The sequence below is a fragment of the Stieleria bergensis genome (genome assembly GCA_007745635.1).
In the GTDB taxonomy this organism is placed as follows: domain Bacteria; phylum Planctomycetota; class Planctomycetia; order Pirellulales; family Pirellulaceae; genus Stieleria; species Stieleria bergensis.
In genome coordinates this window covers 2,327,935-2,345,267 of sequence record CP036272.1, presented here as the reverse complement: position 1 = coordinate 2,345,267, position 17,333 = coordinate 2,327,935, and the positions used below count along the sequence as shown (strand labels likewise).

The 17,333-nt window shown below is 56.0% G+C and carries 9 protein-coding genes; 8 read left to right on the top strand and 1 reads right to left on the bottom strand.

Features of this window, described 5'->3' with window-relative positions:
* Positions 1-94: 94 nt before the first annotated feature.
* The 5 genes from SV7mr_RS07885 to SV7mr_RS07865 all read left to right on the top strand — a co-directional run bounded on the left by SV7mr_RS07885 (position 95) and on the right by SV7mr_RS07865 (position 10,546).
* Positions 95-1,465, top strand: a complete 1,371-nt coding sequence (locus tag SV7mr_RS07885; RefSeq protein ID WP_145270813.1) for a transposase — start codon at positions 95-97, stop codon at positions 1,463-1,465.
* 654 nt (positions 1,466-2,119) lie between these two features.
* The gene (locus SV7mr_RS07880) at positions 2,120-3,208 is read left to right on the top strand and encodes a TIGR03000 domain-containing protein (protein WP_145270811.1); all 1,089 of its coding nucleotides are present in this window, start codon (positions 2,120-2,122) and stop codon (positions 3,206-3,208) included.
* 207 nt (positions 3,209-3,415) lie between these two features.
* Positions 3,416-6,616 (top strand): CRTAC1 family protein, encoded by a 3,201-nt coding sequence (locus SV7mr_RS07875; RefSeq protein ID WP_145270809.1) that lies wholly within the window; start codon positions 3,416-3,418, stop codon positions 6,614-6,616.
* A 418-nt stretch (positions 6,617-7,034) separates the two neighbouring features.
* Complete coding sequence (locus SV7mr_RS07870) at positions 7,035-7,190, top strand: hypothetical protein (RefSeq protein WP_419188235.1); 156 nt, start codon at positions 7,035-7,037, stop codon at positions 7,188-7,190.
* 257 nt (positions 7,191-7,447) lie between these two features.
* Positions 7,448-10,546 (top strand): CRTAC1 family protein, encoded by a 3,099-nt coding sequence (locus tag SV7mr_RS07865; protein WP_419188234.1) that lies wholly within the window; start codon positions 7,448-7,450, stop codon positions 10,544-10,546.
* A 163-nt stretch (positions 10,547-10,709) separates the two neighbouring features.
* Here SV7mr_RS07865 and SV7mr_RS07860 read toward each other — a convergent pair whose 3' ends face one another.
* On the bottom strand, positions 10,710-13,697 hold the full coding sequence (locus tag SV7mr_RS07860) for a CRTAC1 family protein (RefSeq protein ID WP_419188233.1): 2,988 nt from the start codon (positions 13,695-13,697) through the stop codon (positions 10,710-10,712).
* A 290-nt stretch (positions 13,698-13,987) separates the two neighbouring features.
* Here SV7mr_RS07860 and SV7mr_RS07855 point away from each other — a divergent pair, with 290 nt between their 5' ends.
* The 3 genes from SV7mr_RS07855 to SV7mr_RS07845 all read left to right on the top strand — a co-directional run bounded on the left by SV7mr_RS07855 (position 13,988) and on the right by SV7mr_RS07845 (position 17,316).
* Positions 13,988-15,229, top strand: a complete 1,242-nt coding sequence (locus SV7mr_RS07855; RefSeq protein WP_145270801.1) for a DUF1559 domain-containing protein — start codon at positions 13,988-13,990, stop codon at positions 15,227-15,229.
* Between the two features lie 210 nt (positions 15,230-15,439).
* Complete coding sequence (locus tag SV7mr_RS07850) at positions 15,440-16,261, top strand: hypothetical protein (protein ID WP_145270799.1); 822 nt, start codon at positions 15,440-15,442, stop codon at positions 16,259-16,261.
* Positions 16,258-17,316, top strand: coding sequence for an HTTM domain-containing protein (locus SV7mr_RS07845; RefSeq protein ID WP_145270797.1), 1,059 nt, complete (start codon positions 16,258-16,260; stop codon positions 17,314-17,316). Before SV7mr_RS07850 ends, SV7mr_RS07845 begins: the two co-directional genes overlap by 4 nt.
* The last annotated feature ends 17 nt before the right edge of the window (positions 17,317-17,333 follow it).

Here is a 17,333-nt window from a genome sequence, read left to right as displayed (position 1 = left end):
CACCACTGCTTTGAACATGTTGTGATTCGGATTGACCTTGCTTTTTCCTTGGTTTTTTGGCCCAATTAGGATTTCCTCGTACCGGGATCGGGTCATGGACGACTTTGCCAATAAGGTTCAAGCAGCGGCTTCGCTTGCAGATGCTCTCTTTGTTTGCTGGCGATACATCGCAGATGAGAAGTGTCTCAACCAGGTCTTTGAAAGATCGCGGGGGCGTTGCTATTCGCGTGAGGTCTCGTTTCCGCTCATCGTGCAACTCGTCCATGATGCTCTTACCCAGCACGCTGGAAGTGGAAACCAGAGCTTTGAGCACGCTTCTCAGCAAGGAACATTGACCGCGTCGAAGAGAGCGGTTTATGGCAAGCTGGGACGCATGCCTGTGGAGGTGACCGTTGATTTATTCTCCACCATGGCGGATCGACTGCTCGCCCTCTTTCCTCAGGAAAACCGAAAGTCGTTACCCGCCTGTTTCACCTCCTTCAAAGTCCGAACCGTCGATGGCAAGACAATTAAAGGCATTGCCAAACGCCTCAAGCCTCTACGTAACAGTCAAGAGGGGTTGATTGGCGGCAAGGCGTTGGTTGCCACCGATTATCAGACAGGAACTGCGGTCGGCTTAGCGGTGGACACTGACGGTGACGCCAATGATGTTCGTCTTCTGCCACGCTTGCTTGAGGACGTTCGAAAACGCACACAGGGGAAGCAACTTTGGGTAGGAGACCGGCAGTTTTGCGATCTCATTCAGCTTGGGCGTTTCAGCGAAAACGGTGATCACTATGTCGTCCGCTACAACGCAAAAAACAGCTTTTTCCGGGATGAAAATGAAACTGTCCGCGAAGGCCTCGATGTCAATGGGCGAGCTTATACCGATGAGTGTGGGTGGCTGGGAGCTGACTCCAACAAGCATCAATGCTACGTCAGACGGATCACGCTCGAGCTTGATGATGGTGCGGAGTTATCGATCGTAACGGAGCTTTTTGGCGTTCGCAAATATCCAGCTGCCGATCTTTTGTATCTCTATGGAGAGCGTTGGGAGATTGAGCGTGTCTTCCAAAAGGTCACCGAGGTGTTTAGTCTCGAGAACTTGATCGGAAGTACACCTCAGGCAGGTTTGTTTCAGTTTGCAATTTGCCTTTTGCTTTACAACCAACTGCAACTTCTACGCAGCTACATTGCTGGGCATCAAGACCGAGAAACGGAGATGGTTTCGATTGAGAAACTGTTCATAGATGTCCAGCGCGAACTAGTCACCTGGCAAGTTCTGTTGTCAGGGTTTGATATCGAGACACTCGTTCCGATACGAAACGCAGGGGCTTCTCAGCAGCATCTGCATGAGTTGCTACGAATACGGTGGAACGACTTCTGGATCAAATCGACGAATTCCAAGAAACGTAAGCCGCAGAAGCGGAAAACCAAAAAGCGTCCAAAATCCGTGCACAAGATTCTGAACGCGAAAACAGACTAACCAAAGATGTTCAAAGCAGTGCGTGCTTGCACGCACCAATGAAATCGCAGCGCACCGCTGGGCCACAATCCTGGGCCACAATCCCGTGGATTTTCCGCATCCGCACCACCGGACTCGAAGCTCTTCAAAGCAGTGCATGATTTGTGGCATGGTGTTGAGGGCTTGTGTTTTACAGAGCCAGGACAAAGCCTCTGCGTTTGCCTCTGCGTTTGCCTCTGCGTTTGCCTCTGCGTTTGCCTCTGCGTTTGCCTCTGCGGCGTTCCTCGATCGCATCGGTCGCTCACTGTGCGTAAACGCCTTGCGGGCCAGTCGCGAGGGCTGCCTGAGGGTTCTCTGCTCGTTCACCCCTGAGACACTCGCGATTCTGCCTGCTGCCAGTGTGAGGCTCGCTTGGGGACAAACTAGCTCAATCAGACCGCTCATTTGGGGCTGCGGTGGGTTCATGACACGTCTGTGGGCAAGAATTGGCGAATAATTCCCGCCGATAGACAATTTTTCTCAAGCTCCTAACCCACCTAGACACTAAATTCTTGTCAATCTACTTGAATGCCCCATCTGGCGCATAGTATTCTACCGGATGAGGCGAGTTGTAAGATTCGGCTCGAGTGCCGCGGATTGGGTCCAAAAATTGAATCATCTAGGAGAAGAAGAATTATGCCCCGAGTACGTCTATCGGTTTGCTGTGCAGTCTTAGCTGCCGCTGCAGGCTTTGGTCAGTTGGCTTACGCTGGTGGGTCATCGGGCGGATCGTCCGGTGGATCATCGGGCGGATACGGAAGCAGTGGTGGCTACATCAGCTGGTACTCCTCGGGTGGATCCTTTGGTGGTTCCTCTGGTGGTTCCTCCGGTGGTTCATGGGGCTCACACGGCTCTTCAGGCGGATCATCTGGCGGCTATGTGGGTCCAGTTCGCCGTTTGTTCCAACACATTCACGCGAAACATGCAGCACGCCGAGCAGCCTTCCATGGCAGCAGTGGCGGATCATGGGGCGGCAGCAGTGGCGGTTCTTCCGGTGGCAGCAGTGGCGGTTCTTCTGGCGGCACCGTCGCACCTACAGTGGCACCAGGTCCAGCTCCGGCACCAGCGATCACCGACGGCGCAGCGAGCAGCTACTTCCGTGCACCTCGCAGCACACGCTTCGCTGACCTGGGTGGCTACGAAGCAACCAGTGCCCCGGCCGAAGAAGCAGTCGAAAACGATTCGGCTCTGCTAATGGTTTCTCTGCCTGACGCCAACGCTGAATTGAAAGTCAACGGCAACGCGACCACCAGCACCGGTGCCTCTCGCCGCTTCCTTTCGCGTGGCCTGAAAGATGGCTTGGTGTACAACTACAACGTTGAAGTCACCTGCGAAGTGAATGGCGAAATGAAGACCTTCCGTCGCAACATCCAGCTGCGTGGTGGCGACATCCAAGAGATCAGTTTCTCAGACACAGCGACCGTAGAAGTTGCTGAAGAAGCCCCTGAAGCAACGGACCTACCCTTGGTCACCGAAGTCAAAGTGCACGTCCCTGCGGACGCCGTTGTGACATTGGCTGGCAGCAAAGCTGCTGGCGATGGCATGGTACGCACCTTCCGCACCACGTCACTGCAAGAAGGCCAATCGTGGGACGAATACACCATTCGCGTCACCACGGTAATCAACGGCAACGAAATCAGCCGCGAACAAACCATTGACGTGCTCGCAGGCACCAACAATGAATTGACCTTCGATTTTGATTCGCTTGAGCTCGCTCAGAACTAGTTCAGCGCCGTCAATCGAGACCAACAACGCTCCCTGGGTTAAACGCTCATGGGAGCGTTTTTTTTTGCTCCACTGCCAACGTATTGAACAGGCGTTCACGCATTTTTTGATGACCGCACCGATTCGGCGGTCGTTCCCCCCACTGACAGCGGAGGACAGATGTTAAACTAAGCGTTGCCCCTTCATTGCCCCAGTCAGTAGCACACCGTGACAACCGCACGTTCATTTCTTGTCGATTCCTCCCTTGTCGCTGCTCGCCTGTTGCAGCCATTTGCCTGGAGCGTGTTGGTGTGGGCGTTTTGCTGTGGATGTGGAGATCGCAGCGCGGTCCGTGTCACGCCCGATCCGTCGAAGCCTGCGGTCGCCGATGAGCAGGCCAGTTCAAGCATCGCCAAGCAGACAAACCTTGATTCCCCCGAGGTCTCCCTGCGTGAGCGAATCGATCAACTGGAAAACGATGACCAGTCCCCAGCAGCCAAGCAACTGCTGACCCAACAGCTGATCGTTGATCCCAACGACATGCAAGCCAACTACTTGATGGCCAGGCTGCAATTCAATCGGGGGAACGCCGAGCAAGCGTTGGCGATCACGGAACGATTTTCCGCCTCGGATTCAGCAGCGACAACTGAGTTTTTAGAACTGCGGATCATGATCTTGAAACGTCTTGATCGGTACAGCGACGCAGCGGACGCGATCCAACAGATCATCGCACAGCACACTGAACAGAATGCAACTCTGCGCGAGCGACTACTGCACGAACTCTGGGCGACGCTGTGTCGTTGTGGTCGTCGCCAAGAGGCCAGTGAAATTGCGATTCGCATGGCCAGGGCTGGCCGCGCCACTCGCGAGGAGCTGATCTCGCTGATCCGGCGTGACGAGTCCTTTCCCTCGCCACGACTGCTAACACGCAACGATGGATCACGCGACGAACGCAGCCATCCCAACCTTTTTTCGCCCGGACTGGGCTTGGCCCGTTGGTACTTTGATGACGGCCAGTATCAGGCAGCGCTCAAGCAGCTTCGCTTGCCAAACGGGCAGGGCAATCAGACGCCTGATGCACGAGCATTTGAAGGAAGAATCCTGGCCAAATTGCAAGCGACCGATCGTTTGGCGACGTGGCTGATCAACCATCGCGAAGCGTTACACACCCGCGAGGACTTTTGGATTGCGTTGACGGAGTATTGGAAACAGAAACGCAAATTCGAGTCTGCGGCACATGCCGCCTTGCAAGGCCTGCAAATCAATCCGACCAATCGTGAAATGGTCCAGCACGCATCGGGGCTGATGTATACACTGCAGCGTCGTGAGGATGGAGACTACTTCAAATCGTTTGGCATTGATCTTGCCAACACTGAAACGGCTGCGACGATCGTCTTTCTGGGTGAAAGCAACCTCCAGCAGTCGCTTCAAACCCTTCTGCAGCGTTTGGTAGAACTTGGCCGTCCGTTTGAAACGCTGAACTGGAAAAAGCTGACGATCCCGCCAAGCCAGCCAGGGCTCCTGCAGCATCTCGAAGCACAGCGTGTCTCGCTGTTAAAGAACCCGAACGCCTTGGCCATGTCCGCTGAATACGCACGCCAAGACATCCCCATTGACACCTTTTCTGACCAAGCGGACTGGCAGCAGTTGGTCACATCGACGGGCCCAACAACTCCGGCAGTCAACGACCAAGCTGTCAACAAGCAAGCCAATGTAGCGTTTGTGCCCCACTTAGTGGATCGCGCGAAACAAGTTGGACTCACTCACGAGTACCTTTTTAGCGATCGCCGGGACTTCGAACAAATCGCACTCTACGAAGCGATGGGAGGCGGAGTGGGTGTGCTGGACTTTGACCGCGATGGTTGGGCAGATGTCTATTTGGCTCAAGGCGCCACCGATCCGCCCGATCAACTTGCCTCGGTCTCCAGCCAACTGTTTCGCAATCTGTCAGGCAAATTTGCCCCCGTCACTGAAAACTCGCTGGCAGGCGATTTCCAGTTTTCAACGGGTATCGCCTGTGGTGATGTGAACCAGGACGGATTTCCTGATCTTTATCTTGCAGCTCTGGGCAAGAACCGGATGCTGATCAATAACGGTGACGGCACCTTTCGCGATGCCACCGATCAATTTGAACCATCAGCGGACCAGTTTTCGACCTCGCTAGCGATCGCAGACCTTAACGGCGACGCGCTACCCGACCTGTTTGAAGGCAATTACTTTGAAATTGAAGGTGCCTTTCAGCGGCCCAAGAAAAACGCCCAAGGACAATTCACCCCTCCCTCTCCGCTGACACACTTTGCAGGCAACGATCGCTGGTTCGCCAATCTCGGTGATGGCTCCTGGAAAACTCACACGATCTCATCCGATGTCGCTCGACCGGGCACTTCTTTAGGCGTCGTGATCACTGATTTCGATGGTAGCGGCAGCAATGAAGTCTTTGTGGGCAACGACATGCGTGCGAACCACTTCCTAAAAGTGGCCCCCAGCGATCCACACACCGAAACGCTGCAGTCCAGCGACAGCAAAGGCGTCACTTTTGTCAACCAGGCGGACTTCCTCGGCCTCGCCATGGGCACACTCGGAGTTCCCAATGGATGCATGGGGATCGCAACAGGCGACTTCAACCGCGACGGGCGATTTGATCTCCAGATCGCCAACTATTCCCAGGAACCTTGCAACCTGTTCCTGCAAAATGCCGAAGGGAGTTTTTCGGACTTGGCGATGCGACGTGGCATGCATCAACCCACGAACCCCATGGTTGGATTCGGCACTAAATCGGTCGACCTCGATCGCAATGGCTTTCTGGATTTCGTCGTCACCAACGGACACATCTTCGACATGCGTTACTCCGGCGAACCCTTCAAAATGCCGCCACAGATGTTTATGGGGACGGGAATAGATTATCAATCGCTATTCCCCACCGATTCAGAAAACGATTCTTCCGACCAGCCTAAACAAGCTGAGCACGCGTACTGGCAGCACGACTATCTGGGACGTGCGATGGCTACGCTGGATTACGACCATGACGGCGCGCTGGATTTTTTGGTCACTCACCTCGATCATCCCACCGCGTTGCTACACAACGAATCCTTCACCGGAGAACCAGAACGAATCGCAGCCGGCAAACGCTGGCTGCAAATTGAACTCACGGGGATTCAATCCGAGCGTGATGCGATCGGAGCAAAGGTCTCAGTCTCGTATGCGGGACAGGTTTTCACCAACTGGGTCACAGCTGGCGATGGCTATTTCTGCACGGATGAACCGGTGTTGAGTTTTGCGTTTCCCGCAATAAAGTCGAAACAACTTCCGTCGGTCAACGTGACGATTCATTGGCCATCAGGCAGCAAACAGCGATTAAAAACCATGGAACTGGGGCATCGCTACCTTGTGCTCGAAGGCCAGCCAGACACGTTCAAGTTGCAGCCGTAACGGAACACACCATCCCGCGGTCGATGCATCATTGGTTGGCGTCGCATGCGCTGAATCGGGCCATTGAAACGCCCCGCCTCAGGCGAATGCATTTCGCGTGGGCTGCAGGCCGCAAAGCAGTGACACCGCTCGGTTTGTCATCACGCCCCATGGCAAACATTTCGGCAAGGCTAAGTGACGCACCAGCCGCCAAGTGGTAAAAAACATTGGCCATTGGGAGCTGTTTTGCGTTGCGGCCAACATTTGTGCTGACAGGACAGATACACTATTGGCGTTGGATACACCAATCCAAACGGATTTTGATTCGTCTTACGAACTACCCCGGTCCGCACTCACGAGGTTTGCGTCGCTGGATGTATTTTCTTTAATTCCCCGAGTTAGAATGATGAATAAGGCTATTTTCTCCCTCGCGATTCTCATGATCTCCTGCTTCGCCATCGGCTGTGGCAAGGCTGAAAACACCATCGCGACACCACCTGCGGACAATTCACCAACCATCCCAGCCGATCAGATGTCTGAATACGAGCAGCAGATGAATAGCGGTGGCTCCATGTCTAAACCGCCAGCTAAATAGCAAACGCTGGCCAGAAAGATAACGAAGTGAACGCGGCCAGTTTTCATTGGCCGCGTTCACTGGCGATGCTTTGTGTTTCCAAACATCGACTTGCCTGCGATGTCGGCACCAGCACACGCTGGCACGAGAGCTTCCTGCCGACCATTCCGCCCACTCACCTGCCAACTCATCCGAGATTCCATCTTGTCGCGATGGACCAGGTCTTGCCCCCATTGAGAATTGCGTTGAAGGCGTCAAAGTTTTTTCACAGCCTATTGATGGCGCTGTTGATAACGCTGGCCGGTGGCTGCAACTCACAACCACAGCCAAGTGGTGATCGCCAGCCGAACGCTGCTGATCCATCCAATTCTGCAGCCAGCAATCAGCCCCTGCCAGAGCAGCCAGCTAAGCCGCAACCAGCCAAGCCGCAGCCAGCTAAGCCGCAGCCAGCCTCGTCCGAATCGGCAGACAATCCGGGGCCTTCAGAAACGTTCACCACTCGTCTGGCGTCAGCAACGCAGTTGATTCGAGATGGCAAGCCGGATGCTGCCGCAGCCATCCTCCAGCAACTACTGATCGCCCAGCCGAATAACCCAGCGGTGATTTTTCAGTTGGCAAGCGGTTATGCACAACAGGACCAGTTGTCAGCCGCGGTTGAACTGCTCGACCGGATTGACACTTCGCAAGCGGAAGCCTACTTAGCCGCACAAGGCCAATCGGCAGACTGGTGCCTATCGCTCAAACGGTACACGGACGCTGAACGCCGCTACCGAACGGTCTTAAAGTTTGCGCCAACCGCAACGCCAGCGCTGCGAAATCTAGCCTACTTGTACAACCGCCAAGGCAGACGCTTCGAGGCGGTGCAGTTGATACACGAACTCTGTCGCGCCGGTGACGTACGGCAAGACGAACTGCATGCGATGATCTCTGTGCCGTCGGCCATGTACGATGATCCACAGCAAACGCCCAAGATCAATCAGCGTCCCTATTGGCCGATCGGACCGGGTGCCAACGCCCGCAGACTGTACAATCAACAACGCTATGCTGAAGCCCTCGAAATGTTGGACGAAGGATTCGCGGAGCAAACCATCGACCTTGCCACCGCAACGCTTTACGGTCGCATTGCGGCCTCGGCACTCGATGACCAGCGAATCAGCTTGTGGGCCAGTAAGCACTCCGAAGCTTGGACAGCCTCTCCAGACTACTGGGTCGCGATGGGAATCCAGTGTTTAAACCAACAGCGATTTCGGGAAGCCGTGCGATGCTTTGCCGAAACCATCAAACGAGACCCAACGGACCTGCAAGCCATCAGCCTGATCCGGCAAGCCTTGATTGCGTTGGGGGAAGACGATCTTGCCCACCGCTGGAACCAGCACTGGCGCGCCAATCGAGAAGTCCTTCGAGTCAGCAATCAGATTTCTGCTGCCGATCAACCAAATGCTGACCTCGCGGGTGATCTTGCCGACCGATTGCTGGCTCTGAATCGTCCGCTGGAAGCCGTTTTATGGAAGACCATCGAAGCGAGCCAACGCAAACTGGGACAGCAAGTCTTTCAGCAACTCAATCATCAACACCAACAGATCGTTTCCAGCAAGACCTGCTTTCCCAGTTTAAAGCAGCGTCTCTGCGGCATGCCAATCGACAGCTACCCACTGCCGGACTTAGACGCGTTGTTTCCAGAGCGTGAATCAACCCTTCATGGTCGCCAGCCGGAGGCTCAACCCACCGAACCTGATTCAATCGCGTCTCCGCAAAACGCACCGGCCATTGTGTTTGCTGACGTTGCCCAATCGCGTGGGCTGAACCAGGCGTACACCTTCGCTGATACACAGCGTTCGGATGGATTTGCAATCTACGAAATCATGGGCTCTGCAATTGCCTGCATCGACGTTGACCTCGATGGCTGGTGCGATGTGTACTTTGGCCAAGGCGGAACAGAACCACCGATCGTCTCTGGCGGCGGCCACAATCAACTCTTTCGCCAAGTCGATCACGCATTCGTCGAGACCTCACATCAATCGGACTCTGCCTGCAACGACTTCACAACAGGATTGACGGTAGGTGACTGGAACCAAGACGGGTTCCCTGATCTTGCCTTAGCAGTCCTAGGAAACGAACAGTTGTTGATCAATCAAGGCGATGGCACCTTTCGGACGATGGCATTGAACCACGACGATGATCCCTGGCACCTGCCAGCATCAATGGCCATGGGAGACATCAACGGTGACCAGCTGCCAGACCTATTTCAAGTCGGCTATGTGGAAGACAAGCAACTGGCACGCCGCCCAGAGCGGGATTCCAATGGACAGATCACCGAAGCCTTGTCACCGCACCAGTATCGCGCCGCTGAAGATCGCGTCTGGATCAATCGGGGTGACGGATCTTTCCAGCAACAAGCGTTACCGGCAAACAACGGAAGCCATAAAACTGGATTAGGTGTCCTGCTGGGCCCCCTGGCTGGCACCGGAACCAATCAAGTGTTTGTCGGCAACGATCAACACCAAAACCAACTTTGGCAGTGGAAGCCAGCAGCAAACGCCGATGCCGTGGACCAGTGGATCGAATCAGCGACGCTGCTGGGTTGCGGTTTCAGCTCCACCGGTGCGGGAACAGCTTCGATGGGTGTGGCAGCTGCGGACTACGATCGCAATGGCTTGCTTGACATTCATATCGCAAACTATCAAGACGAAGCCTCCAGCCTGTTCATGCAACAGTCAGGCAGCTTCCGTGACCGAATTGTTGCCGCAGGCATGGATCTGGACAGCCGGCTCGTGCTAGGATTTGGTTGCCAGCCGATCGATGCAGACAACGATGGCTGGATCGATCTCGCAGTGACCAATGGACATGTCGAAAACCTTCACCAAGCAGGGCAGCCGTTTGAGCAACCGCCCCAGCTATTTAGAAACCTTTCTGGACAGTTCCGTTTGAGCGCCGTGGAGCCAGCCGCCGGTTATTGGAATGGCAAGTACGTGGGACGTGCAATGGCAACCGCCGATGTCGATCGCAACGGCAAACTGGATCTGCTGATTAGCCACTTGGACGTGCCTGTTGCTCTGTTGGAAAACCAAACCCAATCAACGAACCACTGGGTCCAGTTCAGTCTGATTGGCACCACGGACGAACGCAGTGCAGTGGGCACACGGATCCAGATCAAACTGGGGGCGGAGCAACAGACTCATGCCTTGCTCGGTGGCAGTGGTTTTCTAAGCAGCAACCAAGGCCTGATTCACGCCGGCCTGGGAAGGCATGAATCAGTCGACCAGCTGGAAGTGTTTTGGCCATCAGGCCAGCGAGAAGTGCTGACAGACTTGGCGAGCGATCGACACTATCAGATCATTCAAGGGCAAGGCCTGCAAGCGCTTCCCACCGCACGGTGATCTAGCAAGTCACATGCGCGGCGAACAAGACGCCATCGCCGTCACGAAGGGACGTCGATTTCGGTGGAAACGACCGTGCCCCCGGCATTGAAGAAGTCGTAGGGTGCGTGCTTATTGGTGCGTGGCGAACGTGCAAACAGGTTCAAAGCAGTGCACCGGGCACTCATTTGAAATCATCCAGTTTGCTGGCGTCTGTCTGGCCTTGGATCAAGAGATGTGTTTGCTGGGCTGGTAGTGTTCCGAACGCGTCCTCGGTTCCATCGGGCCAAGCGACCACGACATCATCCACACGGTCAGCGTCACCCAGTCCGGCGAGCAACAAGCGTTGGTTGCTGCATTCGAATCCGTCACCGGCCAACATCCACAAGGTTCTCGGACTGCCATTGACACTGAACCGCACCACCGCGCCGGTCGCATCACGGTTGCACTTGCGTCCCACTAACTGAAACCCGATTGCTTGGTGCCCCAATTGCTGTAATCGACTGTCCGTCGTATTCACCAACAGCACACAGGGTTCTTCGACATGTGAGATCATCACGTCTTTGCGACCATCTCGGTTAACGTCAAGAGACCACAGGGCGCGGCCGACATGTGGCTTGGCAAAATAGTCATCCCAATGATTATCCTGCACGACGCTGAATTGGCCTTGCTGGTTTCTTCGGAAAACTTGAGCTTCGAAGGCGTAGGGCAGGGCGTTCTTGAATTCGCCGATGTGCCCATTGCTGACGATCAATTCGTCCACGCCGTCGTTGTCCAAGTCAATGGCATCAGTGCCCCAGCCAACGTAGTTCAGCGTAGGATCGACCAACCCTAGTCGATGCGTTGTGTCTTGCCAGATTCCGGGGGACACCTGCTCGTAAACGATGTTGTATTCGCGACCAAATCCGGTCACATACAAATCCAAATCTCCATCCAGGTCGAGGTCACTGGCGGCAATCCCCATCGATGCCTGTGGCGAGGAAAGCCGATCCAGAGCGACGCCGGCAGAAAAGCTGACGTCCGCTAATGCCGCGTTCTGCTGGCTCCGGGGACTTTGGCTGTCAGCCGGGCTGCGATAGATCGCGTTGGCCGTCATGTCATTGGCAACGAACAACTCCATCGAGTCCGCCGAGAGCATGCCGGCCAACACACCCAAACTGCGTCCCGGCACTGCCATTTCGATTTCCTGCTCACCGGCAACGCGGAAAGCACCCTCGGGCTGCCCCATCAATAATTGGTTCCCCATCGCGGGAAACGTGATCGGGTGACAAGGTCCATCGGTCCCTTGATCGGTCAGACAGGGCTTGCCCAGCTCTTGCTCTCCACGACAGTAACGGGCAAGAAACAAGTCCGTCAGGCCATCCTGATTGGCATCAAAAAAGCAAGCCGATGTGCACCATGCAGGAGTCTGTGCGTTGGGAAGCAGATCGTCCATTGGAGTAAACGTGCCATCACCATTGTTACAAAAGAGGTGATTACGGCCCAAGTTGGTGTACAGCACATCTTGAAAACCATCTTGGTTAAAGTCACCTACCGCCAAGCCCTGGCCATAACCGGTGTCGTTAAGGTTGGCGAGTGAATCGACGCGCGTGAAACGTGTCCCCAAATTACGATAAACAAGATTCGGTCGCGAGTCGTTTTCCAGCATCCGACCACCAGCGTTAACGACCAGCACATCGACCAAACCATCCCGATCGTAGTCCATGCAGCCACCACCGGAACCGGTTGACTGAATCAAGGGCGCGATCGCAGCGGACAGTCGGTGCGTCCCACCGCCGGCATTCTGCAGCCCCCACTGAGCGGTCTGGTCCTGCAAACGTAAATGATCTTCGCCAGCAACGACCGATCGCAGCGCCCGACTGATCGCAGGACGCGACGTAGCCAGATTGACATCAGAGAAATCCGGCAGCGGAAACTCCGCCAAATCCATCTCTGACCCCGGCCCCGTTTTTGCGATCCATTGCCGGTCGCTTCGCAACTGATCAAGGACCGCCTGCCGAAGTGCGGGCAATCGCCCGTCGGGGGCTTGTTTGAGCGTGGTTGCGATCGCGGTCCAGGCCTCGGCCTCCCACAGACGCCCCAGGCCGAACAGTTCACTGGCAACATCAACGGCCCCACGCTGGCTGGTCTGCCCCGTGCCAGCAAAGTCATTGAACCGATCGCGCAGCGTATTCAATCGCTCGCGCCGATCCTTGGCGACTTGATACTGTTGCTCCCACCATGATGCGTCGCGCGGGGCGAGCGATGGATGCTTCGAATCAATCATCGCGCGCAGCGTCCCAGTTAAACTGGCCCACGCGACCAGCTGGTTCATGTCGCGTCGCGTCGCCTCCCAATAACATCGCAGCGCCTCCGCAGGCTGCTCCAACGAAATCGCGAAGTGCCCCAGACCCAACCAATAACGGGCATGCTGGCGACAGCCCTGCGGCGCGTTGGGCAACCAGTGCACAAATGTCTGCCAGTCCTCCAGCTCCGCTAACACTTGTCCATAGAACGCGTGCGCCGGTGCAAAATCAGGGTGCTTGTCCAAAACCTGCTGCAAGACCTGCTTTGCCTGAGTGTGGTCGCGCCGGTAGTGCAGCAAGTACACATCCGCAAGCTTGACTCGCAAGTCGCTCGGAGACAGCTTCAACAGCCGCCCAGCGGTGGCTTCACTCATCCGCCGCGAAGAGGTCTCGGTAGCCGAAAGCAGAATCCGTAAATCAAAAGCGCGTTGCTCGATCAAAGCTTGCAAGTGCTCTGGCACACGGTCGCGGCGCTGAAGTTCCAACCAGGCGCCGAGCACGACACGGCGCCATGTCGTCTGCTGAGGGTGTTTGACCAACGCTTGTTCCAGCAACTCGACAGCAGCGTACGCTTGGCCGGTGGAAAGCAAAGTCTTGTAAGCAAGGTCGACGCGTTCAGGCGACTGACACTCATCGACGATCGCGGCGCGGGCAAAGAGCTCCGCAGCCTCCTGTCGCCGATTGACCATCGCCGCCGCGGTCGCGGCGCTGGCAATCGCGTCGGAGTCTTCCGGATGGCCGATCAAGACTGCGCGAACCAATGAATACGCCTGCGCCCCCTGCTGCATCTTGATGGCCACGCGCATCCTGTGCAGCGGCTCATCGGCGGCCTGTTCGGCGGCCTGGTCGGCGGCAGGGCTCTCAAGATCGCGACCGGCTGCCTGCATGGCGTTCTTCCGGTCACTCGAAGCACTGCCTGCATCGTCGTGGCCATCCTTGGCAGAACACCCCCCTACAAGAAGTAAAGCAAGCACCAGAAAGGCAGTGTCAGCCGCAAAACAAGCCACTCGTTTGGGCATCAACACGCAGTACCTCGACGTTTTCAATGTGGCATGACGCATTCTTATCAATTTAGTAGGTCCATCAGTCGTCCCTTAATGTTTTTTAGTGTGTAATTACATACAATTATTGTCCACTATCTTTGACTGTCGACCGGTCTTCTTTGGAGATTCAATTGATGACTCACAATTCTCGGCGTCCAGCTGGTTTCACCTTAGTGGAACTGTTGGTTGTCATTGCCATTATTGGCATCTTGGTTGGCTTGCTTTTGCCAGCCGTTCAAGCAGCTCGCGAAGCCGCGCGGCGAATGAGTTGCAGCAACAACATGAAACAGCTTGGTATCGCGTTACATAATTATGATACCGCGTACAAGCAGTACCCGACACAGTGGGGCGGAACAGGACTTGGTGTCTTGGAAGGACGCGGCGGCTGGTGGGAAGGATCGATCACAACGAACCACGAGGAGCTGAGCGCATTTGTTGGCTTGACTCCTTTCTTGGAGCAGCAACCGCTCTGGGAGCAGATTCGTAGCGGTGGAACGCGAACCGTCAGCGGTAACGCTGTCCCTGGTCCTCTGGGCTTCTGGACTCCAATGGGCCCTAATCCGCGTGCTGACCGAGGTGACGGATCCTGGGACTTCATTCCCTGGGCCACGGAAATTCCTGCACTGCGTTGCCCAAGTGATCCCGGGCGCAATGCAGCACGCTCTGAAACAAACTACGCCGTCAGCCTTGGGGATTCGTACTCACAGATTTGGGACCACGGTCCAGTCGAACCCAATCTTGACCGACGTGCTGGCGGGAACGCATGGCGTTCGGATCACTTTGATCCGTCCGATCGAGGCTTCTTTTCCAAGCGTCGTCCTCGTCGAAACCAGGACATTCAAGACGGTCTCTCAAACACCATCGCAATGGGTGAAATCGTGACTGACTTGGGCGTGATGGATCCACGAGCTGTCCCATCGCTGCTAAACGGTGCCTGGGTAGTGGAGAACAATCCACAATTCTGCATGCCGCAGATCGATCCAAACGATCCAACTCGCTGGCTGGATGTCGGCGCCGGTGGTCCACCACGGGTTGCCTCCCGTCGAGATAACCGCGGGATGAACTGGGCGTGGGCGGCCTTCCCAATGACCTGCGGGAACACCATTCGTCCGCCCAACCGTGAAGCGTGCTTGAACGGTTGGTACGACAATGTGGGTTCAGTGCCCTTCAGTAGCAATCACAACGGTGGTGCACACGTTCTAATGGGCGATGGCGGCGTGGCCTTTGTGACCGATTCGATTGAATCAGGTGACCAACTGGCAGCGGCAATCAAGCATGACAACCGACCTGGTGCTCCCAGCCCCTATGGGCTTTGGGGTGGACTGGGCAGCCGCAGCGGCGGCGAGACCGTGTCGATTGCCACCGATCCGCTCTAAGCCAAAGCCGTTTATTCAACGTTTCTCTTAACGCTGGGTGGCCACTGCCACTCAGCGTTTTTTCATTGTGTCGATCGCTCCGGTTGTAATGGTGATTCCGTTGACGATTTTTGCGAATCGCCCGCAATTCTAACCTAACGTTGTGTGTGATCTGCCTTGCGGAATTGGGGCGATCAATGCACTGGGGGTTAGTAACAAGGTCCACGATTTATGGGCAAGCGACGCCAGCGGCGTCAGGGCGAGGTTGGCCCAGGCCGCACATCTGATGATTCGACCACTGCTGGCGATGATTCTGCGACTACGGACATCGCGCCGCAAAACAGCGCGCTCGACGCCGAACCGGTCGGATCGATGTCGACCGCCAAACGCGTGGCTTCACTGGTGATCCTTTTTCACCTGTGCGCATTGGTGCTGCCTCCATTGGCGTTCCAAACCTCCAGTCCTGGCCAGCCATCCACGCTGTTTGCGTCACTCTTCAAGCCGTTCCAGGGCTACGCACAGTTTCTGTATACCGATCGAGGCTATGCCTTTTTTGCCCCCAACCCCGGGCCCAGCAATCTGATCGGCGTGGCCATGGAAACGCCCGATGGTTCGGTGCAAGAGGTGCTTTACCCTGATCTGAATCAACAATGGCCTCGCCTCCTGTACCACCGCCACTTCATGATGACGGAGTACCTGAACGAGCTCTATTGGCCACCGGGTCCACCGGCCGAACTGGCGACCCAGGATCCCGAGGCTGCCCGACTTTGGAAACAGGGACGCGGACGATACGAAGCGGTCAGAGACTCCATTGTTCGACATCTCAAGCAGGTCAACGAGGGACGCGACGTCAAAATTCGCCGGCTACGCCATCATCAACCCGACATGCTTGATTACCGCGCCGACCCAATCGCGTTGAACGACGAGCGCTTGTACGAAATCCTACGGGATCAAGCACCAACCGAAGAACGCATCGAGCCACTGCCAAGTAAGGACGCCGCTGCCGGCAAGACACCTGCCGGCGATGCCGCCAGCACGGAGGCCCAACCATGAGCACAACCGTCTCATCAAGCCCCGCCGAAGCCAGCAACTCCATCGTGTCACGACTGTCAGACTGGGCCCAGCAATGGTCAGGCAGCTGGCAACGATTCTGGTTCACCCCTGCGCGTCCCGACTGGCTGTGCGTGCTGCGCATCCTGGTTGGAGCCATGCTGGTCTACAGCCACTTGGTTTGGGCGGGCAGTTTGTCTGCGTTCATGGGCGCCGACGCCTGGATTGACAACGAAGTGGCTCGGCAACTTCACGATGGAACCTTCAGCGATTCAACGGCCGCGCGCAGCTACCTGTGGAAGATTGATTCCCCCGGATTGCTTGCCGCGCACCACGCGTTCACGATCGCCGTGATGGTTTTGGTGACGATCGGATTGGGGACACGACTGGTATTGCCTTTAGCGGTGCTGTTACAGTTAATGTACCTGCATCGACTGACGGGGATGCTATTTGGCCTGGACCAGATTGTGACGTACATGGCGATGTACTTGGCATTGTCGCCCTGTGGATCGCGATTTTCGATCGACGCGATGCTACGCGAGCGTTGGAAAGAACGCCTGCAACGGTCGCCACTGCTCAGGTGGCTACTCCCGGCTTGCCAGCCAACGGTCATGGCCAATGTGGCAACACGACTCTGGCAGATTCACGTCTGCGTGATTTATCTGTTTGGCGGATTGGCCAAAGCACGTGGTGAAACCTGGTGGGATGGCACCGCAATGTGGTACGCGATCACCAACTACGAATACCAATCGCTGGACATGACCTGGCTGAATCGATTCCCTGCGATCCTGGCGCTGCTCTCTACGCTGACGCTGTTTTGGGAGATCTTCTACGTCGCGTTGATATGGCCGCGTTTGACTCGGCCCCTGGTGCTGGCCCTGGCAGTGGCGGTGCACGCCGGAATCGCGACAACGCTGGGCATGATGACCTTTGGCAGCATGATGATTGTTGCCAACGCAATCTTTGTTTCGCCGAACGTGATTTTCAAGCCCAGCGCTGGTCTTTCGCAAGCAAGCCAGCCATCAGAACAGACCGGCGGCTCGCATCAGAGTCGCTAGCGAGACATGCAAGTCGT